The organism is Cellulomonas sp. S1-8 (assembly GCF_026184235.1).
GTDB lineage: Bacteria > Actinomycetota > Actinomycetes > Actinomycetales > Cellulomonadaceae > Cellulomonas.
This window is the reverse complement of sequence record NZ_CP110806.1, coordinates 2888402-2914286: the sequence shown is the minus strand read 5'-3', so window position 1 is coordinate 2914286 and position 25885 is coordinate 2888402. Positions and strand designations below refer to the sequence as shown.

At 74.2% G+C, this 25885-nt stretch carries 17 protein-coding genes; 9 read left to right on the top strand and 8 right to left on the bottom strand.

Going from position 1 to position 25885, the window contains the following annotated elements:
• Positions 1-159 precede the first annotated feature (159 nt).
• The 3 genes from OKX07_RS13030 (at position 160) to OKX07_RS13020 (ending at position 5336) form a co-directional block, all read left to right on the top strand.
• Positions 160-3108: a hypothetical protein gene (locus OKX07_RS13030; RefSeq protein ID WP_265628491.1), complete on the top strand. Its 2949-nt coding sequence runs from the start codon at positions 160-162 to the stop codon at positions 3106-3108.
• A 37-nt stretch (positions 3109-3145) separates the two neighbouring features.
• Positions 3146-4732 (top strand): hypothetical protein, encoded by a 1587-nt coding sequence (locus OKX07_RS13025; RefSeq protein ID WP_265628490.1) that lies wholly within the window; start codon positions 3146-3148, stop codon positions 4730-4732.
• Between the two features lie 187 nt (positions 4733-4919).
• Positions 4920-5336 (top strand): hypothetical protein, encoded by a 417-nt coding sequence (locus OKX07_RS13020; protein WP_265628489.1) that lies wholly within the window; start codon positions 4920-4922, stop codon positions 5334-5336.
• Positions 5337-6405: 1069 nt separating this feature from the next.
• Here OKX07_RS13020 and OKX07_RS13015 read toward each other — a convergent pair.
• Positions 6406-6942 (bottom strand): hypothetical protein, encoded by a 537-nt coding sequence (locus OKX07_RS13015; RefSeq protein WP_265628488.1) that lies wholly within the window; start codon positions 6940-6942, stop codon positions 6406-6408.
• A gap of 57 nt (positions 6943-6999) precedes the next feature.
• Positions 7000-7143 carry an SRPBCC family protein gene (locus OKX07_RS13010; RefSeq protein WP_265628487.1) on the bottom strand — a complete coding sequence of 48 codons (144 nt, stop codon included), beginning with the start codon at positions 7141-7143 and terminating at the stop codon, positions 7000-7002.
• A gap of 210 nt (positions 7144-7353) precedes the next feature.
• On the opposite strand from OKX07_RS13010, the gene OKX07_RS13005 reads away from it, so the two are divergent.
• Both OKX07_RS13005 and OKX07_RS20420 read left to right on the top strand, forming a co-directional pair.
• The gene (locus OKX07_RS13005; RefSeq protein WP_265628486.1) at positions 7354-9720 is read left to right on the top strand and encodes a carbon starvation CstA family protein; all 2367 of its coding nucleotides are present in this window, start codon (positions 7354-7356) and stop codon (positions 9718-9720) included.
• Complete coding sequence (locus OKX07_RS20420; protein ID WP_322746783.1) at positions 9638-9988, top strand: YbdD/YjiX family protein; 351 nt, start codon at positions 9638-9640, stop codon at positions 9986-9988. Before OKX07_RS13005 ends, OKX07_RS20420 begins: the two co-directional genes overlap by 83 nt.
• A 117-nt stretch (positions 9989-10105) precedes the next feature.
• Here OKX07_RS20420 and OKX07_RS12995 read toward each other — a convergent pair whose 3' ends face one another.
• The 4 genes from OKX07_RS12995 to OKX07_RS12980 all read right to left on the bottom strand — a co-directional run bounded on the left by OKX07_RS12995 (position 10106) and on the right by OKX07_RS12980 (position 20131).
• The gene (locus tag OKX07_RS12995; protein WP_265628484.1) at positions 10106-12109 is read right to left on the bottom strand and encodes an AAA family ATPase; all 2004 of its coding nucleotides are present in this window, start codon (positions 12107-12109) and stop codon (positions 10106-10108) included.
• Positions 12106-15603: a UvrD-helicase domain-containing protein gene (locus OKX07_RS12990; RefSeq protein ID WP_265628483.1), complete on the bottom strand. Its 3498-nt coding sequence runs from the start codon at positions 15601-15603 to the stop codon at positions 12106-12108. The genes OKX07_RS12995 and OKX07_RS12990 overlap by 4 nt, the downstream gene beginning before the upstream one ends.
• Entirely contained in the window at positions 15600-19052 is a 3453-nt protein-coding gene (recC, locus tag OKX07_RS12985; RefSeq protein ID WP_265628482.1) for an exodeoxyribonuclease V subunit gamma, read from the bottom strand. The genes OKX07_RS12990 and recC overlap by 4 nt, the downstream gene beginning before the upstream one ends.
• 248 nt (positions 19053-19300) lie before the next feature.
• A complete protein-coding gene (locus tag OKX07_RS12980) occupies positions 19301-20131 on the bottom strand; it encodes a glycerophosphodiester phosphodiesterase family protein (protein WP_265628481.1) in 831 nt (276 codons plus the stop codon).
• Between the two features lie 301 nt (positions 20132-20432).
• Here OKX07_RS12980 and OKX07_RS12975 point away from each other — a divergent pair, with 301 nt between their 5' ends.
• A complete protein-coding gene (locus OKX07_RS12975) occupies positions 20433-21920 on the top strand; it encodes a glutamate synthase subunit beta (protein WP_265628480.1) in 1488 nt (495 codons plus the stop codon).
• A 25-nt stretch (positions 21921-21945) separates the two neighbouring features.
• Here the strand turns inward: OKX07_RS12975 and OKX07_RS12970 are convergent, their stop codons facing one another.
• Positions 21946-22959: a hemolysin family protein gene (locus tag OKX07_RS12970; RefSeq protein ID WP_265628479.1), complete on the bottom strand. Its 1014-nt coding sequence runs from the start codon at positions 22957-22959 to the stop codon at positions 21946-21948.
• Positions 22956-24362 (bottom strand): hemolysin family protein, encoded by a 1407-nt coding sequence (locus tag OKX07_RS12965; RefSeq protein WP_265628478.1) that lies wholly within the window; start codon positions 24360-24362, stop codon positions 22956-22958. Before OKX07_RS12965 ends, OKX07_RS12970 begins: the two co-directional genes overlap by 4 nt.
• A gap of 220 nt (positions 24363-24582) precedes the next feature.
• Between OKX07_RS12965 and OKX07_RS12960 the strand changes: the two genes are divergently transcribed.
• The 3 genes from OKX07_RS12960 (at position 24583) to OKX07_RS12950 (ending at position 25881) form a co-directional block, all read left to right on the top strand.
• A complete protein-coding gene (locus OKX07_RS12960) occupies positions 24583-25032 on the top strand; it encodes a helix-turn-helix transcriptional regulator (RefSeq protein WP_265628477.1) in 450 nt (149 codons plus the stop codon).
• A 10-nt stretch (positions 25033-25042) separates the two neighbouring features.
• Positions 25043-25453, top strand: a complete 411-nt coding sequence (locus tag OKX07_RS12955) for a VOC family protein (RefSeq protein WP_265628476.1) — start codon at positions 25043-25045, stop codon at positions 25451-25453.
• A gap of 128 nt (positions 25454-25581) precedes the next feature.
• Entirely contained in the window at positions 25582-25881 is a 300-nt protein-coding gene (locus tag OKX07_RS12950; protein WP_265628475.1) for a hypothetical protein, read from the top strand.
• Positions 25882-25885 lie beyond the last annotated feature (4 nt).

The following is a 25885-nucleotide window of genomic DNA, read 5'->3' as shown; positions in this document are numbered from 1 at the left end:
GGAGCGTCAATGACATCGACTCGGCCGCCGGCGGGGACTCTCGCTCGGGCTCACCGTGGACCGGGTCGGGTGCGGACGACGGTGGCGGCTCTGATCGGGATCGCCGTCCTGGTCGCCGGAGCGGGGGTCGCTCACGGGGGTGTCGACCACGTGACGCGCGTGGACAGCGTGCTGCCTCCCGCCGGTTCGGGACTCGAGCCCTACGACGGCGGCACGTCGGCCCGGCCCGGGAGCACCGCCGAGCTGTCGGCCGCCACGACGATCTCGGCGGGCGAGGGCTCCACGTCTACGTCGAGAACGTCGCAGGCCGCCGCGAACGGCACCGCCGGGACGCTCGTCACGGCGACGCCGACGATCGCGGGCACGGCCAAGGTCGGGCTCACCCTGACGGCCCACCCGGGCACGTGGACCAGCGGCACGGCCTTCACCTACCAGTGGTCCGTCGCCGGTGCCGCGGTGTCGGGTGCCACGAACCTCACGTTCGTCCCGACCTCGGCGCACCGGGGCAAGACCGTCACGGTCACGGTCACCGGCACGAAGGCCGGCTACACGACGGCGGCCACGACGTCCCGGGCCACCGTGCCGGTCGCCGCGGCGAACACGCTGACCGCAGCGAAGGCCACGGTGGCCGCCTCACCGCGCACGCTGACCGCGGCGACGCCGACGATCTCGGGCACGGCCAGGGTCGGACTGACCCTGACGGCCCACCCGGGCACGTGGACCAGCGGCACGGCCTTCACCTACCAGTGGTCCGTCGCCGGCTCTGCCGTGCCCGGGGCCACCGAGGTCACGTTCGTCCCGACCACGGCGCACCAGGGCAAGACCGTCACGGTCAAGGTCACCGGCACGAAGCAGGGCTACGCCACCGCCAGCAGGACGAGTGCCGGCGTCACCGTGGCAGCCTCCGCGTCCACGACGAACGGCACCCCCGTGATCTCGGGAGTGTTCGAGTACGGGGCCCGGTTGACCGCCACCCCAGGGACGTGGGTGCCGGCCGCGTCGTTCGAGTACCTGTGGCTCCGCGACGGGCAGCCCATCCCTCACTGGTCGGGCAGCACGTACTTCGTCCAGGCTGCGGACATCGGCCGACGCATCTCCGTCCAGGTCACCGGCTCACGCGAGGGGATTGACCCGGTCAGCACGCTCAGCGCCTCCGCGACCGCCACCTGTGGTCCAGCACCGGCAGGAGGGACGCGCGTGACCGTCGTGCACGCGGACGTGCTGGACGACACCGCGTGGACGTCGGCGACGACGGACGTCGTGCGGGTCTGCCCTGCAGCCGATCAGAGCGCCCCCACGATCGCGGCCACAGCCACCGTGACGGTCGGCCCCGGGGTGCGCGTCGAGCTGATCGGCACGACGCTCTCCGTCGCCGGCCACCTCAGCATGGTCGGGACCAGCGCAGCCCCCATCGAGGTCATGTCACGGGGCTCGTTGGGGATCGCGCTGGACAAGCCCGTGGACGCGTCCCTCGAGATGCGTCACGTCCACAGCGCCGCGGCACTGGCCGTCAAGTGCGGCACCGCGGTCGTGGTGGACTCCGAGATGCCCTCCGTCAGGATGAACGGGTACATGCAGGATGCACAGGCGGAGAACGCCTGCGTGCAGGTGCAGCGCAGCGTGACAGTGGAACGCACCGTGCTGACGGACACCGGGCAGTACGGTGCGCTGACCTCGGACGACTGGACGGGGGACGTGGTCGCTCGGGACAACGTCGTGCACGGGTTCACCAACCTGTCTTTCAACGTCGCCCCGGACCCTCACGAGGTAGCGGCGTGCCGGCAGGCCACGATCGACGGCAACACCTTCGACGAGTTCGTGATCATCTCCGACGGGTGCTCCGATCGAGCCGATCTGCCCGCTGCACCTCTGCGCATGCGGGACAACACGATGACCGCGCCCGGCGAGTCGGTCATCCTGTCGAGCGTCGTACTCGACGACGACTCCCTGACGGGCAACGTCACGGCCGAAGGCACCTCCGTCGTGTACGACAAGGTCGTCAGCGCGACGTCTCTGACACTTCCGCTGCCGAACGACGGCGCAGCACCGACATCCGCGTTCTCTCTCCGGTCGTTGGTCGTCCGGGCCGGTGCCACAGCACGCGTCGCCGCAGGAACCACCCTCCGGGTGGGTTGGGACCTCGTCGTCAACGGGCATCTCGACGTCGCCGCCGGGTCGGTCATCACGTCGGATGACCCGAGCGACCCGCAGAAGCGGTGGGGCATGGACGTCAACCGCACGGGTTCGGTGACGATGGCCGGCGTCTCCCTCGAGCACCTCACCGGCATCTGGACGTCCGGTTCGCTCGAGCTGGACGACGTCGCCATCACGGACGCGACCGGTAGGTCGGGGGATCGATTCGACCCGCTGCCACCGGGCGGCGGCAAAGGTGTGATCGTGCAGACCGACGGGCAGGTCGCGGTCGACGGCACCTACACCGACATCCCGATCCTGCTGCGCCAGTGGAAAGGCAGCGCGATCGTCCGGGGCGACTTCGTCAACCCCCGCCCCGGCGTGCGGCTGATCATGAGCTGCGAGTGGGAGACCGCCCACTGCTACGTCGACGCCCGCGACATCGACTGGGGCAGCCCGGACGGTCCGTTCCCCGGCATGCCTGCGGACGGCGTGTTCGCCCAGTGGCCGCAGCAGTACATGTGCGGCTCCGGCATCGTCTGGCCCTGGGTCGGGGCGGCGGTGAACGTCTCGAACCAGTGGATCGGCGGCTGCGACGGGGTCTCGCCGACACCGTCGGTACGCCTCGGTGAGGCGCAGGACGGCTTCCGAGACGGCGTGTCCGGGTACGAGCAGTCGTGCTCCACCGACCCCGAGCTGTACGCAGACGCGTGCGCGACCGTTCAGGCAGCCTTCACGTGCCTTGCCGCGGCGCGGGACCTGGCCCTGCAGAGCTCGACGTTCCCGATCAACCCAGGCGCCGAGGACCTGGCACGCGACGTCGCCGACGGGGCGCTCGCAGCACAGGAAGCGATCGACATCCCCGCCCTGCGTGACGCCGCCACGGTCGCGGGCGTCGGCCTGCAGGCGTGGGACATCTACTCGACGATCCGGTCCGTCGCGGACGCGTACTCCGCGTGTGCACCGGCTGGATGAGGGCCTCCGCGCTGTAGGCCCACGATCGGGAACGACAGTGACGAAGGTCGACCTGTTGGGTCGGGTCGTGTCGTACACCGACGTGTGGGGTGTGGTCACGACGACCACGTACGACGCGGCGGGTCGTCCGGGTGCGTCACGGACGACTGTGGGGGCGACGGCGTTCGACAGCAGCGTGGAGTACGACGCTGACGGGCGTGCCGTGCGGCTGCTGGATGGCGGGAAGGTCGTTGCGGTCCCGCAGTACGGGCCGGGTGGCGATCTGGTCGGGGTGGCGTACCCGGCGGGTGCGGGTGCGGCCGGTAACGGGACGAGCGTGCAGGTGACGCGGGATCCCGTGGGTGCGTTGTCCGAGCTGGTGTGGTCGTTCGTGGGATCGGGTCCGGTATCGGATCGGGTGGTGCGGTCGCGGTCGGGTCGCGTGCTCTCGGCCACGGTGTCGGAGGGGTCGGTCTCGGGGTCGTCGTCGTACTGGTACGACGGGGCGGGGCGGTTGGTGCGTGCGGTGATCCCGCGCCATGACCTGTCGTACTCGTTCGCCTCGACCGGTGGGTGTGGTGCGAGTGCGCGGGCGGGGGCGAACGGGAACCGGACGCAGTCGCGGGATGTGGTCGATGGGGGTGCGGTCACGACGGTGGAGTCGTGCTTCGATCATGCGGATCGGTTGACGTCGACGACGGTGACGGACCCGCCGGTGGGTGCTTCTCCGGTGTCGCGGACGGTTGCGGGTGGGTCGATCGTGTATGACGCGTCGGGGAACACGACGGCGTTGGCGGGGCAGTCGTTCGGGTACGACCAGGCGGATCGGCATGTGTCGAGTGCGGATGCTGGTGGGGCGCAGGTGGTCTACGGGCGGGATGCCTCGGATCGGATCGTGCAGCGCACGCAGACCGTGGGCGGGCAGACCTCGGTGGTGCGGTACGGGTTCTCCGGCGTGGGGGACTCCCCGGATCTGGTGCTCGATGGTGCCGGTGCGGTGACGGCGCGGGTGCTGACCCTGCCCGGTGGGGTGGTGGTGAACCTGCCAGTGGCGGGGGTGGCGGTGTGGTCGTACCCGAACATCCACGGGGACGTGATCGCCACCGCGGACGCCGGCGGTGCGCGCACGGGGGTGTTGGTCTGGTACGACCCGTTCGGTCAGCCCGTCGACCCGGTCACCGGGCTGATCGGCACCGCCGGTGCGGATGACGCGGTCGCGGACAACCTGCCCGGCGAGGCGGACAACGCCTGGGTCGGGCAGCATCAGAAGCTCTACGAACACGCAGGGGAGCTCGCCGCGATCGAGATGGGCGCCCGGGTGTACCTGGCCGGGCTGGGGAGGTTCTTGTCCATCGACCCGGTGGAGGGCGGGGTCGACAACGCGTACGTGTACCCGACCGACCCAATAAACTCCTTCGATCTCAATGGGAAAGCATCGACAGGGAAAACCCCTGGCAGCGTTTTCGTTACACGAGGCGCAACATACCAATCCCCAATGGCGTCTATCGATTCAAAGTGTATGGTGCAACGCGGGATGGTTTTCCAGGATTGCACTGGGGTGGTCGATCTGGCCATGAGAATCGGATTGAGTGGGACAGTCGAAACAGATGGCACTACAATCCTGCAGGCACAAAGGAGCATCTAGGTGTCCGGGAGGGTTTGAAGCGCTACTATGGCTACGCTGGAAGGAGTCTCCTTGGAAGTGCGACCGGTGCAGTAACATTTGTCGGTGGCGCGCTTGTTTCGATGGTTCCCGGAATGACTGTCGACCAACTCTTTCCGATGGGTGTGCCCGGCAGGGCCTACCCCCTGTCGTAGTCAGAGAGGTGACTATGAGCCGCTCGGGGCCGCGTTGGACTGCCCAAATCGACGAGTTAGGAGTCGAGAAGACAAGGGTGATAATTGAGCGCATCATCACCTCGCTCGCTCCCCGTTACCTGGAGATCGACGCGTACAGAATCTGTGAAATCGACGAGCAGGCCGAGGTTGCAATGCGCGAACTCGCTCACTCGCGTCAGGCGAGTGGGGGAGCGAGTGTCCGCGTCGATCCCGAAAACACGCGGGCGTTGAAGAACCTAGTCACGTTTGCACCCTACTCCGCTGGGGTCGAGATAGGATTGTCGGGACCGGAGGCTCTCCTCCTGCAGATCCACGATGCTGACTGGATAGGGCTCCATCTGACCGATGCCCAGATTGCAGCGTCCAGACTACATCTCGACGCCGCGTGGGAGGAGCAGGTCTCCAATTAGTCCGCGTTCTCAACCGCTGCCGGAATGCCGGAAGTTTCGTGGTGCTTTAGCCATCGTCCCCGGGTTGAGTGATTGTTGCCTCGATGTACGGTTCGATGCCCGCCCAGCGGCGGCTGGCTCCGGAATTGTTGGCGCGGTTGCCTGCGGCGTATCAGCGGCCTGCGCGGTTGCCGTTGGTGCAGCAGCAGCGCGCACCCGGGTGGCGGGACCTGGTCGAGGCGCAGGCCGTCCACGCTGAGACGTTCGGGTCTGCTGCACGTTTAGGTGACAGCGGGTCCCAGGCGGCGAGTGCGACCTGAGGGGTGTTGATGGTCTCGTAGTCGATGGGTGTCAGGCGGCCGAGGCGGGCCTGGCCTCGGCGTCGTCGATACGCTCCGACGTCATGGCATCCGAGACGCCTGTGACCGGATCGGTGCTTGCGAGGTGGCGCGCGAGCGAACCCGCGCGCGCCTTCTACCTCGTCTCGGAGCTGGTGATGGCGACGCTAGCCGTCGCCGCCAACTCCGTTCGGGACAGCGACACACTCTCCGTCGTGTTCATGACCACGCTCGGCGTCGCCGTGGTGCTCCTGGCGGGACAGAGCGGGCGTGCGTGCCTCGACGTACGTCCCGGCTCCGTCGTGGTGCGGAACCTGCTGCGGACGCAAGAGGTCGGTGGGCAGGCGCTCGTCGGGGTCTCCATCGGGATGATCGGCCTACGGCTGCACCTGCGGGGCGGGCGGTGTCTCGCGGTGACGGCCCTGCAGACGTCGAACTGCGACGCGTCCAGGCTGGGGTCAAGCCGTGTGCGGCATTCCAGGGAGTACCTGGAATGCCTGCCTTCCCTGGCTCGCGAGCACGGACGTCACCGACGGTCGGGTACGCGTGTCCCCGGCCCGGCGGTCGACGCTGACGGTGGTGCCGGTGCTCGTCATCCTGGTCAGCAGCGTCGCGTTCCGGCTGAGGTAGTCCGCTGCGTACGCCCGGGACCCGCGCTCTGTGCTGCCTCGCCGGGCCTGACCGTGCCAGGGTGCACGACGCCCCGGCCACCGCACGGTGACCGGGGCGCGGTCGATGCGTGCCCGGGCCGGTCAGAACACCGGCGCGCCGGCTCCCGGCTCGTCGCGGCGGACGGTGTCGTCGACGATCACCGTCTCGTCCACGAGCGGGACGACCGGCTCGACCGGCGTCACGGGGACCGTCTCCACGACCTCGACGGTGTCGTCGCCCGGCGACGTCTTCGCCGCTGCCGCACCGGCGACCGCGGCACCGGCCGCGACGGCGCCCGCGGCGAGCACCGCACCGGACACCCCGGCCCAGCCGGAGTCACCGCGCGTCGCGGCGGCGTCCTCGACCCCCGGGGCGACGCCGACGCCCTCGTTGATCGACCCGCGCCAGGCGTCGGTCGCGTAGCCCTCGGCCTCGATGAACGCCTTGAAGCGCTCGAGGTCGCCCTCGGCCTGCTTCTCGACGATGTGCAGCGCGTCGCCGGCCTTCTCGACGAGGCCCTCGGGCTCGTACGCCAGGCTGAGGTGCACGTGCGTCTGCCCGCCGCCGACGTCCTCGAACCGCACGGCCCCGGCGTTCGTGGCGCCCTCGGTGGCCGCCCACGCGACCTTCTGGTCCACGACCTGCTCCACGATCTGCGCGTCCCACTGCCGCTTGACGCCGAAGATCTCGGCGACCTAGTGCAGCCGGTCGTCGCTGAGCTGCTCGACCTTCTTGACCCCGCCCATGAAGTGGGGGAACTCCTCGAACTGCGTCCACTGGTTGTAGGCCACGGACACCGGCACGTTCACCAGGACGGACTTCTCGACCTCGGTCGTCATGTCGACTCCTCTTCGTTCGGAGGCTCCAGCATGGGTCGGCGTCCGCGGCCTCGCCTCCCGAGCCGGGCGTGACGAGGACGTCCCGGTCGCGAGGTCACGACACGCCGTGCGACGAGTCACCTCGTGGGTGACCCCGTCGAGGCCATGATGGGAGGACGGGGCCGTCGGGGGGACCGACGCGGAGCGTCCCGCGTCATCGACGGAGCCGACATGACCACCACGCGCGACGCGCAGCTGCCCGAGTACACGCCCGACGAGCAGGCCGCGGTCCTGCGCGACGACCGCGGGGTGCCCGTGGGCGTCGTCGAGAGACCGCGGTGGACCCCAGCGAAGGTCGCGCTGTGGGTGGCGATCTCCCTGGTCGGGGCGGTCGGCTGGACGATGCTGGCGATCGTCCGCGGGGAGCGCGTCAACACCATCTGGTTCGTGGTCACCGCCGTGGCGACGTACACGATCGCGTACCGGTTCTACGCGCTGTACGTCCAGCGGCGCATCATGCGTCCCGACGACACCCGGGCGACCCCGGCCGAGCGCGTCAACAACGGCCGGGACTTCGACCCCACGGACCGACGCGTGCTGTACGGGCACCACTTCGCGGCCATCGCCGGCGCCGGCCCGCTGGTCGGGCCCGTGCTCGCGGCGCAGATGGGCTACCTGCCCGGGACGCTGTGGATCATCCTCGGCGTCGTCGTCGCGGGCGGCGTCCAGGACATGCTGGTGCTGTTCTACTCGATGCGCCGCGGGGGCCGCTCCCTGGGGCAGATGGCCCGCGACGAGATCGGGCGGTTCGGCGGCACCGTCGCCATCGTCGTCGTGTTCGTCATGCTGATGATCGTGCTGGCGGTGCTCGCGCTGGTCTGCGTGAACGCGCTCGCGGAGTCCCCGTGGGGCGTGTTCTCGGTCGGTTGCACCATCCCGATCGCGCTGCTCATGGGCCTGTACCTGCGGTTCCTGCGGCCGGGGCGGGTCACCGAGGTGTCGCTCATCGGGTTCGCCGCGCTCCTCGCCGCCATCATCGGCGGACGGTGGGTCGCGGAGTCGTCGTGGGGCGAGTTCTTCCACCTCGCCCCGACGTCGCTCGTCGTGTGGATGGTGATCTACGGGTTCCTCGCCGCCGTGCTGCCCGTCTGGCTGCTGCTGACGCCCCGGGACTACCTGTCGACGTTCATGAAGGTCGGCACGATCGTCGTGCTCGCCGTCGGCATCGTCGTCGTCCGGCCGATCGCGCAGATGCCCGACGTCACCGAGTTCGCGTTCAACACCGAGGGCCCCGTGTTCGCCGGTGCGCTGTTCCCGTTCCTGTTCATCACCATCGCGTGCGGCGCGCTGTCCGGGATGCACGCCATGGTCGCGTCCGGGACGACGCCCAAGATGATCCAGAAGGAGTCGCAGACCCGCATGATCGGGTACGGCGGCATGCTCATGGAGTCGTTCGTCGCCGTCATGGCGCTGGCCGCCGCGGTGTCGCTCAACCAGGGCGTGTACTTCTCGATGAACATGTCGCCCGCCGCGATCCAGTCGACCGCGGGCGAGCAGTTCTCGCCCGACGCGTCACCCGAGGAGAACGCCGAGGCCGCCATCGGCAACCTGCGCGTCTCCGACCCCGCGGGCAACCAGCCCGAGATCACGTGGGACACCGTCGTCGACGGCGAGGACGTCACGCTCACCGGCGCGGCCGCGCTCGAGGCCGTCGCGACGGACGTGGGCGAACCCTCCGTCGTCTCCCGCACCGGAGGCGCCCCGACGCTCGCGGTCGGGATGGCGAACATCATGCACAACGTCGTCGGCGGCAAGGCGATGATGTCGTTCTGGTACCACTTCGCGATCATGTTCGAGGCGCTGTTCATCCTGTCCGCCGTCGACGCCGTGACGCGCGTCGCGCGCTTCCAGCTCGGCGACGCGATCGGCAATGCCCTGCCCAGGTTCCGCGACCCCAGCTGGCGGCTCGGGTCCTGGCTGACGACGGGCGTCGTCGTCGCTGCGTGGGGCTCGCTGCTGCTCATGGGCGTGACCGACCCCAACGGCGGCATCCGCACCCTGTTCCCGCTGTTCGGCATCGCGAACCAGCTCATCGCCGCGTGCGCGCTCACCATCGTCACCGTGATGGTCGTGAAGAAGGGCTACGTGAAGTGGGCGTGGATCCCGCTGCTGCCGCTCGCGTTCGACACCGCGACGACCTTTGCGGCGTCCTACCAGAAGATCTTCTCCAGCGACCTGGCCGTCGGGTACTGGGCGCTGCACCAGGCGACGAAGGACAAGATCGCCGGTGGGGAGCTCAGCGGGCAGGCGCTCGCGGACGCCACCGCCACGGTCCGCAACAGCGCGATCCAGGGGACGCTGTCCATCGCGTTCGTCGTGCTCGTCGCGCTGCTCATGGCGGCCGCCCTCATGTCGGTCGTGACGGCGCTGCGGGCCGGCGCCGCGCAGGGCAAGGACGTCGGGGACAGCGAGGACCCGCACGTGCCGTCGCACTTCTACGCGCCGTCGGGCCTGGGTGCGCACCCGCTGGAGCGCAAGGTCGAGGCGGAGTACGCGGTGGTCGGCGACCCGCACCTGCTCGCTGGTGGGAAGCACTGACGTGAGCGCACCGGGAGCGGTGCCCGAGCGGGGCTGGAGTGCTCTCTCGCGGGCTTCGGGGGTGGGGCGTGCGGGTTGGACCGCCCTCTCGCGGGTGGGGCGGGGGGTGCGGTGGTACGTGCGGGAGCTGACGGGCGAGGCCGCGTACGACCGGGACGTCGCCGCGCACGCCCGCGCGCACCCGGACCACCCCCCGCTGACGCGCGCGCAGTGGTGGCGCGCGCGAGACGACGCCCGCGAGTCCATGGCCCACGACCGCTGCTGCTGACGCCCCACCCCGTCTGCCCCTACCCGCGAGAGAGCAATCCAGCTCCATCCCCTACCCGCGAGAGAGCAATCCGGCTCCATCCCCTGGCGCGAGAGAGCAATCCAGCTTCGGTGCTGGTCAGCGTTCGAAGCGCAGGCCGCTGGCTCGTCGGACCGGGCGCTCGACGGCGACGCGGACGGCGTCCGCGGAGCCGACGACGCGGACGTGCTCCCGGGCGCGCGTGACCGCGGTGTACAGCAGCTCGCGGGTCAGCAGCGGGGACGACGCGGGAGGCAGGACGACGGATACCAGCGCGAACTGGCTGCCCTGCGCGCGGTGCACCGTCATGGCGTGCACCGGCTCGACGGCGGGCAGGCGGTGGGGGCGGACGAGCCGCGGGGCGCGCGGTTCGCCGAATGCCGCGACCACGCCGCCGGCGCCGTCGGACACGATGACGCCCGTGTCGCCGTTCGAGAGGCCCGTGGTGCGGTCGTTGGTCGTGACGAGCAGCGGACGGCCGATCGCCCAGGGGCTGTGCTCGCGGTCGAGCGTCGCGTCCTCGACCCAGCGCTGCGCCAGCGCCGCCCACCGGGCCACACCCGCGGGACCGCGCCGGTGGGCGAGCAGCAGGCGGTGCGTGCCGAGCGCCTCGAGGGCGCCGGCGGCGTCCCCGGCGCGCGCGGACGCCGCGATCAGCGCGCCCGTCGCGGCGATGTCGAGTCGCAGCCCGGGGACCTCGTCGTCCGTCGGCGTGGGCCCGGCGGGCTCGACGAGGGACACGTGCGCGCCGCCTGCGCGCAGCAGGGTCAGCGCGGTGTCGGCGTCGCCGCGGCGCACCGCGTCGGCGAGCTCGCCGAGGTCGTGACCGAACCGGTGGGGCACGACGAGCCGCACGACGCCGCCGTGCAGGGCGGCGCGGTCACGGGCGTCGTCCGCCGCAGGGTCGGCACCACGCCCGTGAGCAACCGGCCCGTCGCCAACCGGCCCGTCACCACCAGGCCCGTCACCACCAGGCCCGTCGCCACCCGGCCCGTCACCACCCGGGACGTCCCCCGGCAGCAGCCCCGCCAGGCGCCCCGGCAGCGACCCGTCGCGCACCGGGCGTGCGACGAGGTCGCCCAGCACCGCACCCACCTCGACCGATGCGAGCTGGTCCGGGTCGCCGACGAGCACCAGCCGCGCGTCGGGGCGCAGGGCGTCGAGCACGCGCGCGAGCAGCGGCAGCGACACCATCGACGCCTCGTCGAGGACGACGACGTCGTGCGGCAGCCGGTGCGTGCGGTCGTGCGCGAACCGCGTGCTCGACGGCCGCCAGCCCAGCAGGCGGTGCACGGTCGACGCCGTCAGCGGTGCGGCCGCCGCAACGTCGCCCGCGTCGCGGGCCATGCGGTCGAGCTCGGCGTTCACCGCCTCCTGCAGGCGCGCGGCCGCCTTGCCCGTCGGCGCGGCGAGCGCGACCCGCAGGCCCGGCCCGGCGACGTCGCGCAGCACCGCCACCAGCCGCGCGACCGTCGTCGTCTTGCCCGTGCCCGGACCACCTGTGAGCACCGTCAGCCGGGACAGGGCCGCCGTCGCCGTGGCGAGCCGCTGCCGGGCGTCCTGCGGCCGGGGGAACCGGGCCTGCACCGCGGCGCCCACGGCCGCGTCGTCGACGTCGAGCAGCGACGCGAGCCGCTCGTCGACGTCCCGGCGCACCACCTGCTCGTCCCGCCAGTAGCGGTCGAGGTACACGCGCCCGTCGACCCAGCGCACCGGCCGGTCCGCAGGCCCGTCGACGCCGTCGGCGACGAGCGCGCTGCCGCGCACGGCGGCGGTCCACGCGTCGAGGTCCGGCCACGGCAGCGGCACGTCGGGCACCGGTGCGTCGGGGTCGTCGGGGGAGCCCTCCGCCGTGAGCGTCGGCGCGTCGGCCAGGTCGACGCACACCGACCCCGACCGGACCGCGCGCACGGCCAGCGCAGCGGCCAGGTGCACGGTCGGGTCGTCCTCACCGGTCAGCAGGCCCAGCCGCTCGGCGACACGCACGTCGGCCGACGTCAGGACGCCCGCGGCGGCGAACACCGACAGCAGCGCCCCCGCGCGCCAGGGACGACGCGGGTCACCCGGGTCGGCCTGCGCCCCGGGCAGCGCGGGCGCGCTCATCGTCCCGATCCCCGGCCGTCGAGCAGCGCCGACAGCGCCACGACCAGCGCCGGCGGCGGCCGCCACGACACGACCCCGCAGGGCGACCCGTCGACCACGGGCGTCGCCGGCCCGCACATGCCCCGCACGAACAGGTACGCCCCGCCGCCCAGGTGCCGCTGCGGGTCGTACCCCGGCAGCCGCCACCGCAGGAAGCGGTGCAGCGCGACCGTGTACAGCAGCAGCTGCAGTGGGTAGTGCGCATCGAGCATCGCGGCGCGCATCGCCGCCGGGCGGTAGTGCCACGCCGTCAGCGGCTCGTCGGGCGGGCCCAGGCGGTTGGTCTTGTAGTCGACGACGACGTACCGCGTGTCCCCGTCGACGTCGGCGCGCAGCACCGCGTCGATGCTGCCCGTGAGGTACCCGCGCAGCGCCCCCGGGCGCGTGGCCGCGTCGTCGTGCAGGGCCGTGAGCCGGTCCGCGTACGCGGCGAACGGGTCGTCGGGCGGCAGGTGCGTGCGCAGCAGGTCGGCGACGTGCCCGAGCGTCGCCGGGCGCCGCCCGGCGGGGTCGAGGTCGCCGCCGGCGAGCGGCAGCTCCAGGTCGAGCTCGGCGAGGCGGTCGCGCGGGGGGATCTGCGCGAGCGTCCGCCCGCCCAGCAGCGGACCGCCCGGCGTGTGCATCGCAGGTAGCAGCGCGCCCGCGAGCACGCCCGGGTCCACGCCCAGGCCGGGCCCGTGCCCGGCCGCCTCGGCGCAGCGCGCGCGCAGCTCCGCGGCGAGGTCGACGGCGGACGTGTCGACGCCCTCCAGGACGTGGTGCACGAGCGTGCCGAACGCCGTGCCCCCCGGCAGGTCCGCGAGCGGCGAGGGCAGCGCGCGGAGCGCGGCGACGAGGGCGGGGTCGAGGCGGCCGTGCTCGAGGAGTCCCGGACCGGGTGCGTCGCCGTGGCCCGCGTCGGGCAGCGGCACCGGCACCGGGCCGTCCGCCTCGTCCTGGATCCCCGGGTCCTCGGGCTCGTCCGCGACCCCCGTCCGGTCCGGCGCCCCGGGCCCCGCCGGTCCCGCGTCGTGCGCGGCGGCCGTCAGCCCCGAGTACGACGTGCGCCGCCACGTCGTGTCGACCGCACGCCGCAGGTGCGCGACCTCGAGCGGCACCTCCTCGCCGCGCGGCCGCTCCCACCGGACGGCCGGCGGCGGGACGTCCACCGCCTCGTGGACGACGGTGCTCCCCGACCGCGCCGCGAGCGCGTCGAGCCCCGCGGCGGCCTGGTCGTCGCGCGGCACGGGCACCGTGTCCGGTGGCAGGCCCTGCGCGTCGCGCGCACCGAGCACCAGGCGCCCCACGGCCCCCGACGCGGACACCGTGCTCGGCGCCCACCACACGACGACCTGGCTGCTCGCACGCGTGAGCGCAACGTACGCCAGGCGAAGGTCCTCGCCGGCCTCCTCGGCCTGGTGGCGCGCGCGCGCCGCGTCGTACCCGGGGCTGCCCGGCCCGCCGACGTGCAGGCGGCGCGTGCCGTCGTCGTCGTGGTACCGCAGCACGGTGGGCGTGCGGGGCACGAACCGGTCCCACGCGAACGGGACCATCACGACCGGGAACTCCAGGCCCTTCGCGGCGTGCACCGTGACGACCTGCACGGCCGCGGCGTCGGTCTCGAGGCGGCGGCTGCGCTCCTCGGCGTAGTCACCGGCGGCCTCGTCGATGCGGGCGCGCAGCCACTCCGTCAGGGCGGCGGCACCCAGCCCGGCGTCGCGCGCCGCCGCGTGCAGCACCTCGCCCACGTGACGCACGTCCGTGAGGGTGCGCTCGCCGTCCACCCGGGACGCGAGCCGCTCGTGCAGCCCGGCCGCGGCCGTCGCCTGCAGCAGCGCCGCGACCCCCTGACCTGCCAGGACGTGCGACCAGCCGCGCAGCAGGTCCGCCAGGTCCTCCCGCTCGGGGTCGGCTGCACCGGCGAGGCCTGCGGCGTCCCAGCCGACGAACGGCGTGAGCGCCGCCGCCGCGACGCGTGCCGGGTCGCCGGTCGACGCGAGCGCGCTCAGCAGCACCAGCCAGTCGCGCGCGGCCGACGTCGCGAACACGCTCGACAGCCCCGACACCACGGCGGGCACCCCGGCCGCGGCCAGCGCCTCGCGGACCGCCAGCGCGTCGGCGTTGCGCCGCGCCAGCACCGCGACGTCACCGGGCAGGACGGGCCGCCACTCCTCGCCGTCGCGCAGCCGGCACTCGCGCAGCGTGCGGACCACCTGCGCCGCGACGTCCCGGTGCACCAGCGCACGCACCGTGTCGACCCGCGGGGCCGCGCTGCCCGCGCCGAGCGCCTGGCGGGTCACGCGCCGCACGACCACGGGCGCGCCGCCGTCCAGCCGGCGGCCGGTCCGCGCGGCCTGCACCGGGTGCACCACGATCCGCGGGTCGCCCAGGGCCGCACCGCCCAGGAGGTGGGCGAGCCCGTCGAGCACCGGCGGGTCGGCGCGCCAGCTGCGGCCCAGCGTCGACGTCGACGCGACGTCCCGCGCCTCGAGGTACGTGTGGACGTCGGCGCCGCGGAACGCGTAGATCGCCTGCTTGGGGTCGCCGATGAGGACGAGCGTGCGGTGCCCGTGGAACGCCGCGCGCAGGATCTGCCACTGCACCTGGTCGGTGTCCTGGAACTCGTCGACCATGACCACCGCGTACGGGGCACGCACGCGCGCGGCCGCCGCGGCACCGGTGGTGGGGTCGGTCAGGGCCGCGTGCAGCAGGGTCAGCAGGTCGTCGTAGTCGAGCAGGTGCGCGGCCCGTCGGCGCCGCACCATCTCGCGCCGGGCGGCACCCGCCAGGCGGTAGCGGTGGTCCGGCGGGGTCCCGGCCGGGGCGTCGTCGGGCGCGAGCGCGGCGGCGTGGTCGCTGACGGCGGCGCGCGCGACCTCGCGGGCGTCGGCCACCGTGAGCACGGGCGCGTCGGTACCCGCGTACGCGGCGAGGTACAGGTCGTCGACGACCTCCGCCTCCAGGCCCGCGACGTCGGGCAGCAGCGTCGCCCCGGGCTCGACGACGCCCCCGCCGGTGGTCGTGCCCAGCGCGCGGAGCATCTGCTGGCAGAAGCCGTGCGTCGTCGTGATCGTTGCGGCGTCCACCTCCGACAGCGCCACCGTCAGCCGGTCGCGGCGGCGCGCCAGCTCGGTGTCGTCGACGTCCGCGAGGTGCCGCACGAGCACGTCGTCGCTGGTCCGGGCCACGGGGTCGCGCAACGCACGCTCGGTCGCGACGAGCCGCGCGCGCACCCGGTCCCGCAGCTCGCTCGTCGCCATGCGGCCGAACGTCACGAGCAGCAGCTCCGGCAGGCGTGCGCGTCCCTCGGCGACGTACCGCGTGGCGAGCGCCGCGATGGTGAACGTCTTGCCCGTGCCCGCGCTGGCCTCCAGCACCGTGGTGCCCGTGGGCAGCGGGCCGCACACGTCGAACACCGCGGGGCTGATCGGGCTCGTCGGGCTCCCGGGGCTCGTCGGGCCGGTCGACGCGCTCATGCCGGCCCCCGGCCCTCGTGCGTCAGCAGGGCGTCCCACACCGTGCGGGCGAGCGCGCCCAGCTGGGTCGGCTCGTCGGGCCAGGCGGCGCGGTCGCCCGGGGTCGGGTCGCCCGCGACGGCCGTCAGCGTGAACCCGTCGCCCCACGCCAGCACGTGGTACTCGTCGGTGTGCTCGAAGCGGTCGCGCAGCGCGTGCTCGGCGTCCGCGAGCGCGCCTGCCGGGTCGTCGTGCCCGTGGCGGCGCTGCGCGTACGTCCCGGCAGCGGCGACGGGCAGGGGGAGCGGGGCGCACAGCGCGCGGTCCCGCACCGCGACGAGGTCGGCGAGCAGCCGGCGCGCGTCGTCCGGCGACGGCGGCGCGAGCCACGACGTCGCCGCCGTCGGCCGGGTGCCCGGGCCGCGTCCCACCGTGGCGGCCCCCCGCACGGTGAGGGCTCCCGGGCTCGCCACCAGCGCCAGCAGCCGCACCCACGCGCGCAGCCGGTGCTTGGCGCTCAGCCGCGCGTACACCGCGCGGACCAGCACGTCGCCGTGCACCCCGGGCACGGTCCCGGTCAGCGTGCGCCCGCCCGGCAGCGGCACCGTGACGTCGACCGTCGTCGCGGGGGAGCCCAGCACCGGGCCCGCGGCGTCCGCGACGGCCCCCACCCGCGTCGCGACGTCGGCGAGCGCCGCACCGCCGAGGTTGCCGGGCGGAACCTTGCCGCGCCGGCGCTCGGCCGACGCGGCCCGCTGCAGGTCGACCCCGTCGAGGACCGCACCGAGCAACCGGTCGCCCGTCGCCCAGCCGTCCAGCGGGGCGAGCGTGAGCGGCAGCCGGTCGTCCAGGTCCTCGACCTCGCCCGGGACGACGACGCCGAGGCGGCGGCGCACGAACGCACGGACCGGGTGCTCGAGCGCGGAGACCAGGTCGTCGAGGTCCACCACCGGCTCGTCCAGCGGCGGCAGGGGTGCGGTGAGCAGCGGTGGACGCGGGTGACGCGGGCCGCGCGCGACGGCCGCGGCCCGCCGGTCCACGTCGTCGAAGCTGAACGGCCCGGGCCGCCCCAGCGCACCGGGCGTGAAGTTGCGCTCGTCGACGGTCTGCAGCGGGTGGTGCACCACGAGCGCCTCGCGGGCCGTGCGTCCGCCGGGCAGCTCGACGGCCTCGTCGACCGCGTCCAGCAGCTCACCCACCGGCACCGCGGGCGGCCGGGGCGCGCCCGTGCGCTCGTCGGCGCCGCTGTGCACGACGACCAGGTGGTCGCCCGCCGCCGTGACCGCGTCGAGGAACAGCTGGCGGTCCTCCGAGCGGCGGTCGCGCTCGCCGACCAGCGGGTCGCGGGCCAGCACGTCGTCGCCGTCCGGGGCGCCCGTCCGGGGGAACGCGCCGTCGTCGAGGCCGAGCAGGCAGACCACGCGGTGCGGCACCGCGCGCATCGGCTCCAGCGAGCACACCGTCAGTGCGCCGGTGCGGAAGCCCGCGCGCGTCGGACGGCCCGCGAGGCGCGGCTCGAGCAGCGCGACCACGTCCGGCAGCCGCAGCAGCACGTCCGTGCCCGTCGCCGACGCGCGCGCGTCCGTGAGCACCGCACGCGCCCCGACCTCCTGCCACGCGTCCGTCGGGTCGGCCGCCGTCAGCAGCACCAGCGCGCGGTCGAGCGCGTCGAACCACGCACCCGCCGGACGCGCCCCGTCCAGCTCGCCCAGCAGCGCCGTGAGCCGGTCGACCAGCTCGGCGAACCGGCCCGCGAGGTCGACGTCCGTGCTGTCCACGTCGTCCAGCGGCAGCGCCGACCCGACGAACCGGTGGTCCTCCTCGGCCATCGCGACGCCCAGCAGCAGGCGGTCGGTCGCCGTGCGCCACGTCCCCTGCGCGACCGCGCCCAGCCCGTACCGCGCGCGCCGTGCCTGGTCCTCGCCCCACCGCACGCCCGACTCCAGCGCCCACGCGCGCAGCCGCTCCATCGCGGCGTCGTCGAACCCGTAGCGCCGACGCACCGCGGGCAGCCCCGCGAGGTCGACGACGCCCGACGCCGTGACGCGCGACCCCGCGAGCGCCAGCAGCTCGGACAGCACGCGCAGCAGCGGGTTGGTGCGCGCAGGGGCGCGGTCGGCCACGCGCACGCGCAGCGTCCGGCCCGGGTGGACGGCGGTGCGGGGGCCGGACGCGCCCGCGTCGTCCGGCTCACCCGGCGTCGACGCGGCGCCGAACGCGGCGACGACCAGCGGCGCGAACGCCTCGACGTCCGGGCACAGCACGACGACGTCGCGCGGCTGCAGCGACGGGTCGTCGGCCAGCAGGCCGAGCACCGCCTCCCGCAGCACCTCGACCTGACGCCCCCGGCCGTGGCACGCGTGCACCTGCACGCTGCGGTCGTCGGTCGTGGCGACCGCGCGTGTGGTGGGCCGCGCGTCCGCGCGCAACGCCGCCTGCAGCGCACCGAGGACCGTCGGCGGCGGCGCGGGGGCCGGGTGGTGGGTGACGTCGGCGCCCGTCGCGACGAGCCGCAGCCCGAGCTCGGTCGCGTCGCGCGCCGCCGACGCGAGCAGCGGGTGCACCGCGACCGTCGGGACCGCGCGCCGCCGCGGTGCCACGTCGCCGACCGCACCCGCCAGGCCCGCGCGCTCCCACAGGGCCCGCGACGGGTGCGGCAGCCAGACGTGCACGTCGCGGTGCGCCGCCAGTGCGACGAGCACGTCGACGTGGGCGCGCGGCAGCCGTGTCGGGCCGAGCACCGACAGCCGCGCGGGCAGGTCCACCCGGTCCGGGTCGGTCCGCAGCACGCGCACGGCGTCGGCCAGCAGCTCCGCGGGGCTCGGCACGTCGAGCGTGGCCCGCACCGCGCGCCACAGCGGTGCCTGCCACACCAGGTCGGCCGGCAGGGGTGCGCCTGCGCCGTCGTCGTCGCGACCGGCCGCCCACGCGACGACGAGCGACGGCCGCTGCGCCGCGTACGCCGTGAACGCCCCCGCGAGCCGTTGCGCGAGCCGCAGCCGACGCCCCGCGCGCACGTCGTCGCGCGCGCCGGGCTCGTCGGTGACGTGCCGGGCGAGCGGCGCGGCCCACGACGCCCCGGTCGCGACGGCGTCGTCGACCGCGCGCAGCACGTGCCACACGAGGCGTCCCGGCTCCCACGGGTCGTCGTCGCGCGACGTGCCCGTGGCCGCCGCGACCGCGTCGCGGACCAGGCGCGCGGGCGGCTCGAGGTCGATGTGGGCGCAGACCCCCGCCTCACCACCGGGACCCGCACCCAGCCGGTGCGCGAGCCGCTGCGCCACCCACCGCTCGACGCCGCGCGTCGGCACCGCGACGACCTCACGGGCGAACGGGTCGGTGCCCGCGGGCACGTCGGCGAGCAGGTCGGCCAGCGCGTCGACGAGCACGTCGGCGCGCTCGGAGGTGTGGACGCGCAACCGGCCCGCCGACGCACGAGCGCCGGACCGTCCGTACCCCACCGACGTCACCGCACGCACGCTAGCGAACCGCACCGACACGGGACGCCCCGTCGTCCACCGGTCTCGCCGACCGGAACCTCGCTCACCGCATGGCGGCCCGGACGGGGACCGGTGTTCCGGTCGGCGACCCCGTCGTCCACCCGCCGTCCCTTGCCGCCGCCGAGCGGAACCCGACTCACCGCATGGCGGCTCGGAACGCGACCGGTGTTCCGGTCGGGGTGGGGCTGGATCGACCTCTCGCGAGACGGCGGGTGGGGTCAGGGCCAGAGGTGGCGGGAGCGCAGGACGTCGCGGAGGAGGTCGGCGCGGTCCGTGACCAGGCCGTCGACGCCCAGGTCGAGGAGGCGGTGCATCTCGGCCGGGTCGTTGATCGTCCACACGTGCACGTGCCGGCCCACGGCGTGCGCGGCCGCGACCGAGGCGGCGTCGACCACCCGCACCCGCCCGTCGGCGACCGGGACCTGCAGGGCGTCGACGTGGCGCAGCGCCCGGGCGGCGAGCCGCGCCGAGCGCAGGTGCCGCGCGGCGAGGAACCGCACGACCTCGCCCGTCGCGGCCGACGTGGCCACGGGCAGGCTCAGACGGGCCAGCGTCTCGCGGCGGCGGGCAGCCGAGAACGACGTCACGCAGACGCGGTCGTGCGCGGCGGTGCGCTCGATCGCGTCGGCGACGGGCACGATCGCGTGCTCGCTCTTGACGTCGATGTTGACGCGCAGGTGGGGCCACGTCCCCAGCACGTCCTCCAGCCGCGGCACCGGGTCGACGCCACCGATGAGCGCCCGCCTCACCACGGACCACGGCAGCTCGGACACCAGGCCCTCGGCGTCCGTCGTCCGGTCGAGGGTCTCGTCGTGCAGGGCCACCGCGACGTGGTCCGACGTGGCGTGGGCGTCGGTCTCGACGTACCGGAACCCGAGGTCGACGGCGGCACCGAACGCCGTCAGCGAGTTCTCCCGCCCGTCGAGCGCGAAGCCGCGGTGCGCGAGCGCGACGACCCCGCTCGGGTCGTCGAAGTACGGGTGGCGCGGCCTCGCCACGGGTGCGGGCTCGCGTCCGGGACCGTCGTCGACGTCCCGGCCCGCGCGCACACGACCACTCTCGCCCGGCGCACGCACCGCACGAGCCGAGCAGCGGTCATTTCACCCGACGGGCGCGCCGTCGCCGTCGCCCGGTCGTCGCCCCGTCGTCGTCCCGTCGTCGCCAGGTCGCCCCGTCGCCCCGTCGTCGCCCGCGACGACCGACGTCGCGACCGACGTCGACGCAGACCCGGCCGAGCACCCGGGACCTCGGGCCCCTCGGGGGCCCCCGCACGCGTCCTAGCGTGGGCGCCGACCCCCGACGTCGCGTGTCCGCGGCGGCCCAGGGACCCTTCGTCCACCCGGAGCGACCGTGGCCGACCCCCGAGGCTTCCTGACGACGCGGCACCGCGAGCTGCCCGCCGACCGGCCGGTCGCCGTGCGCCTGCTCGACTGGCGTGAGGTCCACGCGCACCGCGCGGCCCACCCCGACGACGTCGCGCTGGTGCGCCGCCAGGCGGGACGCTGCATGGACTGCGGCATCCCGTTCTGCCACGTCGCGTGCCCGCTGGGCAACGAGATGCCCGCCTGGCAGGACCTCGCGTGGCGGGACCAGTGGGTCGACGCGTACGACCGGCTGCACGCCACCAACAACTTCCCCGAGGTCACCGGGCGCATCTGCCCGGCGCCGTGCGAGGCCGCGTGCGTCCTGGGGATCAACGACGAGCCGCTGACGATCCGCCACGTCGAGGTGGCCGTGGCCGAGGAGGGGTTCGCGCGCGGCCTGCTGACGCCGCACGTCCCGGGTCGGCTGTCGGGGCGCACGGTCGCGGTCGTCGGGTCCGGGCCGGCGGGCCTGGCGTGCGCGCAGCAGCTCACGCGCGCCGGGCACACGGTCGTCGTCCTCGAGCGGGCCGACCGCCCGGGCGGCCTGCTGCGTTACGGCATCCCCGAGTTCAAGCTCGAGATGTCCGTGATCGACCGGCGCCTGGAGCAGATGCGCGCCGAGGGCACACGGTTCCGCACGGGTGTCGACGTGGGTGTCGACGTCACGGGCGAGCAGCTGCTCGCGCGCTACGACGCGGTCGTGGTCGCCACCGGGTCGACCGTCCCGCGCGACCTGCCCGTGCCGGGCCACGACCTGCGGGGCGTCGTGCAGGCGATGACGTACCTGCCGCAGGGCAACCGGGTCGCCGTCGGTGACGACGTGCCGGGGCAGGTCCTGGCGACCGGCCTCGACGTCGTGGTGGTCGGCGGCGGCGACACCGGCGCCGACTGCCTGGGGACCGCGCTGCGGCAGGGCGCCCGCTCGGTCACGCAGCTCGAGATCCTGCCGAGCCCGCCGGAGCTGCGTCCCGCGGACCAGCCCTGGCCGACGTACCCGCGGGTGCTGCGCACGTCGAGCGCCCACGACGAGGGCGGCGCACGGGTCTGGGCGACGAGCTCCGTGCAGCTCCTCGACGACGGCGCCGGCGCGGTGCGCGCGGTCGAGGTGGAGGACGTCGAGACCGTCGACGGCCGGTTCCGCCCCGTCCCCGGGACGCGACGTGAGCTGCCCGCGGGGCTCGTGCTGCTCGCGCTGGGGTTCACGGGCGTCGAGCCGGGGCCGCTGCTCGACGGCCTCGGCGTGACCCGCACGGCGCGGGGCGCGGTCGCTCGCGCCGACGACTTCGCGACCGACGTGCCGGGCGTGTTCGTCGCGGGCGACGCGGGCCGGGGGCAGTCGCTGGTGGTGTGGGCGATCGCCGAGGGGCGCGCCGCGGCGGCGAGCGTCGACGCGTACCTCATGGGTGCCAGCGAGCTGCCGGCGCCGGTGCGCGCGGGGAGCGCGTCCCTGGGCGTGCGGGCAGCCGTCCGGTAGGGACGGGCCCGCACGCCCGGGCGCGTCAGACCGTGGCGGCGCGCGTGGCCTGCGGCAGCAGCCGCTCGACGACGTCCGCCAACGTCACGACGAGCGTGCGCTCACCGCCCGTGACGACGGCCAGATGGTGCCGACCCTCGCGCATCCCGGCGAACGCGGTGGCGACGCGCGTGCCCGCCGCCAGCTCGTACACCGGCCGGACGAACGGCGCCGCCGGGTCGTCGGGCGCGCTCGTCAGCGTGTCGCGGACGTGCACGACCCCCGTGACCCGGCCGTCGCCGACGAGGATGCGCAGGTGGCCGCTGTCGAGGGACGCGCGCTGCACGTCGGCGACGGTCGCGTCCGTCGGCACCGTGACGGGCACCGACGCGGGGTGCGCCAGGTCCTCGACGGTCATCCGCTGCAGCTCGAGGGCCTGCGAGAGCTGCGCCGAGAACGCGGCGTCGAGCGCCCCCACGTTCGCCGAGTGCTCCAGCAGGTGGCGCAGGGACGCGGGGTCGGTGCCGGCGGACATCTCGTCGACCGGCTCGACGCCCAGGCGCCGCAGCATCGCGTTGGCCATCTCGTTGAGGACCCGCAGGACGGGCCGGGTCGCCCACATGAACGCGCGCATGGGCACCGCGAGCAGCAGCGCGGACGTCTCGGGGTGCGCGATGGCCCACGACTTCGGGGCCATCTCCCCGATCACGAGGTGCAGGAACGTCACGATGATCAGCGCGAGCACGAACCCGGCGACGTCAACCGCGATGGCCGGCAGGCCCCAGGACTCGAAGACCGGCGTCAGCCAGTGGTGCACGGCCGGTTTGGTGAGCGCACCGAGCGCCAGCGTGCAGGCGGTGATGCCGAGCTGCGCACCGGCGAGCAGGACCGTCAGCTCGTGCGAGCTGCGCAGCGCCGCGCGGGCGTTGCGGCTCGTGGCCGCCAGGTCCTCGAACCGGTGCCGGCGGGCGGCGAGCATCGCGAACTCGACGGCGACGAAAAACGCGGACAGCGCGATGATCACGGCCGTCACGGCCACCAGGACCCCGGGGTTGCTCATCGGTCCGCCTCCTCGTCGTCGTGGCTGTCGTCGGCGTCGTGCGCCCGGGTGTCGTCACCGTCACCGGGCGGCGGTGCCGGGGCGACGCTCAGCCGGACGCGCGCGGGCACGTGCCGGTCGACCTCGAGCACCTCGATGCGTAGCACCAGGTCCGGCGGCGCCTCGGCGTCGGCCAGGTGCGCCGGGTCGGCGGGCAGCGGGACCTCGACGACCGTGCCCTGCGGGGGCAGGGCGCCGTGCGCGTCGATCGTGAGACCCGCGATGGTCTCGTAGTCGTCGCGCGGCAGGTCGACGCCCAGGGCCCGCTCGACCTCGTCGATGTGCACGTCGCCCGCGACGACCCACGAGCCGTCGTCCTGCAGCGTCGCGTCGGCCGTGTCCATCGGGTCGTGCTCGTCGTGGATCTCCCCGACCAGCTCCTCGGCGGCGTCCTCGAGGGACAGGGCACCGGCGAACCCGCCGTACTCGTCGATGACGACGGCGAGCTGGTTCTGCGACCCGAGCAGGAGCCGGACCGCGTCGGGCAGCGGCATCGACTCCGGCACGAGCGCGGCCGGGCGCTGCAGGCCCGCCGCGGTCGCGGCCGGGTCGGTGCACCGCAGCACGTCGGGCAGGTGCACGACGCCGGTGACGCTCTCCGCGTCGAGGACCGGGTAGCGGGAGTGGCCGTCGGACATGAGCTCACGCAGCCGCGTGACGGTCGTGCCCGGGCTCACGGTGTCGACGCGCGAGCGCGGCACCATGGCGTGCTCGACGTCGCGCTGCGGGAAGTCCAGGATCCGGTCCAGCAGCACGGACAGGTCCCGCGGCAGGTCGGGGGAGCCGGCCACGATGTGCTCGAGGTCGCGCGCCGTCGCGGAGTGCTCGACGTCGTGCACGGGCTCGATCCCCAGCACCTTGAGCAGCGCGTTCGACGCGGCGTCGAAGACGCGGATGAGCCAGCCGAACGCCCGCAGGTACCAGACGGTCGACGTCGCGAGCCGCACCGCCGTGGCCTCCGGCCGCGCGATGGCCAGGTTCTTGGGGAAGAGCTCGCCGAACAGCATCTGCACGAGCGTGGAGAACAGCAGCGCGAGCACCGTGCCGACGGCGATGCCGACGCCCGTCGGCACGTCGACCATGCCGAGGGCCTCGCCCAGGGACTCGCCGATCAGCGGCTCGGCGACGTACCCGACCAGCAGGCCGGTGACGGTGATGCCGAGCTGCGCGCCGGACAGCATGAACGACGTGCGGCGCGTGACGCCCAGCGCCTTGCGCGCACCCTCGTCACCGGACTCGGCGCGCGCCGCCAGACGCGAGCGGTCGACGGACATGTACCCGAACTCCTGCGCGACGAAGTACGCGGTCGCGGCGGTGATCGCCAGGACGACCAGCACACCCAGCAGGAGGGTGAGGACCCACATCAGAGCCCCACCTCCGGTCGCGTCGCACGCGCGCGGCAGGGGTGGGGCACGGGACTGTGCCCAGGACTGTCGGGGTCCATCGGGGCTCTCCGATCGTCTCGGTGGTGCGGGCAGGCGGGGGACGGGGGAGGAACGTGCGGCGCCCGCTCCCGGTTCCCTCGGTGCCGTCGATCGTAGGTGGCACTGGTCACCCGCGCCGTGCGGGAGGCAGGCTGTGCCCATGATCACCGACGTCGACGCGCGCCTGCGCGAGCTGCGGTCGATGCGGACCGTGCGCGACCGCATCGACCGCGACTACGCGCAGCCGCTCGACGTCGAGGCGCTCGCGCGCGGCGCGCACATGTCCGCCGGGCACCTGAGCCGGCAGTTCCGTGCCGCCTTCGGGGAGTCGCCGTACGCGTACCTCATGACGCGGCGCATCGAGCGGGCCATGACGTTGCTGCGGCGCGGCGACCTGTCGGTCACCGAGGTCTGCTTCGCGGTCGGGTGCTCGTCGCTGGGGACGTTCAGCACGCGGTTCTCCGAGCTCGTCGGCATCTCGCCGTCGGAGTACCGCCGGATCGCGGCGGGCGACGGTGCGGGCATCCCGAGCTGCGTGGCCAAGCAGGTGATGCGGCCGCAGCGCAACCGGTCAGGATCCGAGAAGCACCGCGAGGTCCGGCCCTCCTAGCGTGGGGGGCATGGACCTTCTCATCCACTACACGTTCCTCCCGACCGATGACCCCGAGGCGTCGCTGGCGTTCTACCGCGACGTCCTCGACTTCGAGGTGCGCAACGACGTCGGCTACGGCGACATGCGCTGGATCACCGTCGGGCCGCCGGCGCAGCCGCAGACGTCGATCGTCCTGCACCCGCCGGCCGCGGACCCGGGCATCACCGACGACGAGCGGCGCACGATCGCCGAGCTCATGGCGAAGGGCTCGTACGCGTCGGTCGTCCTGGCGACGTCGGACGTCGACGCCGTGTTCGACACGGTGCAGGCGGCCGGCGCCGAGGTCGTCCAGGAGCCGATGGACCAGCCGTACGGCACCCGCGACTGCGCGTTCCGCGACCCGGCGGGCAACATGGTGCGCATCAACCAGCTCCCGTGACCCGGCGGGGAGCGTTCGGGTCACCGGGTGTCCCGAACGCTTCACGCGTTGCCGTGACACCGGGCCCTGGCGGGTGATTCTTCGCGTGCGGCGGTTCGATCGAACAGGTGTTCGATTACGCTCGCACCATGTCCGACCGCGCGCTCCCGCCCCGACCTCCGGCGCGCGACGTCGCCAACAGCGAGGTGCCCGACGGCATCCCGACGCGCCCGCAGGGGGACGTCGCGGTCGTCGTGCGGCTGGTGTGGTCGGACGGCGGCGAGGAGTGGCGCGCGGCACGGGCGATCCGCTGGACGCGCACGCACGTGATGGTGGCGTGGCGCGAGCACGACGCGGACCCGCGCTCGGAGCGGCACACGTGGCTGCGGGCGGGCGACGTCGCGCGGTCGGTCAGCTGGTTCGTCCCGCCGGAACGCACCCCCGCGTGACGGT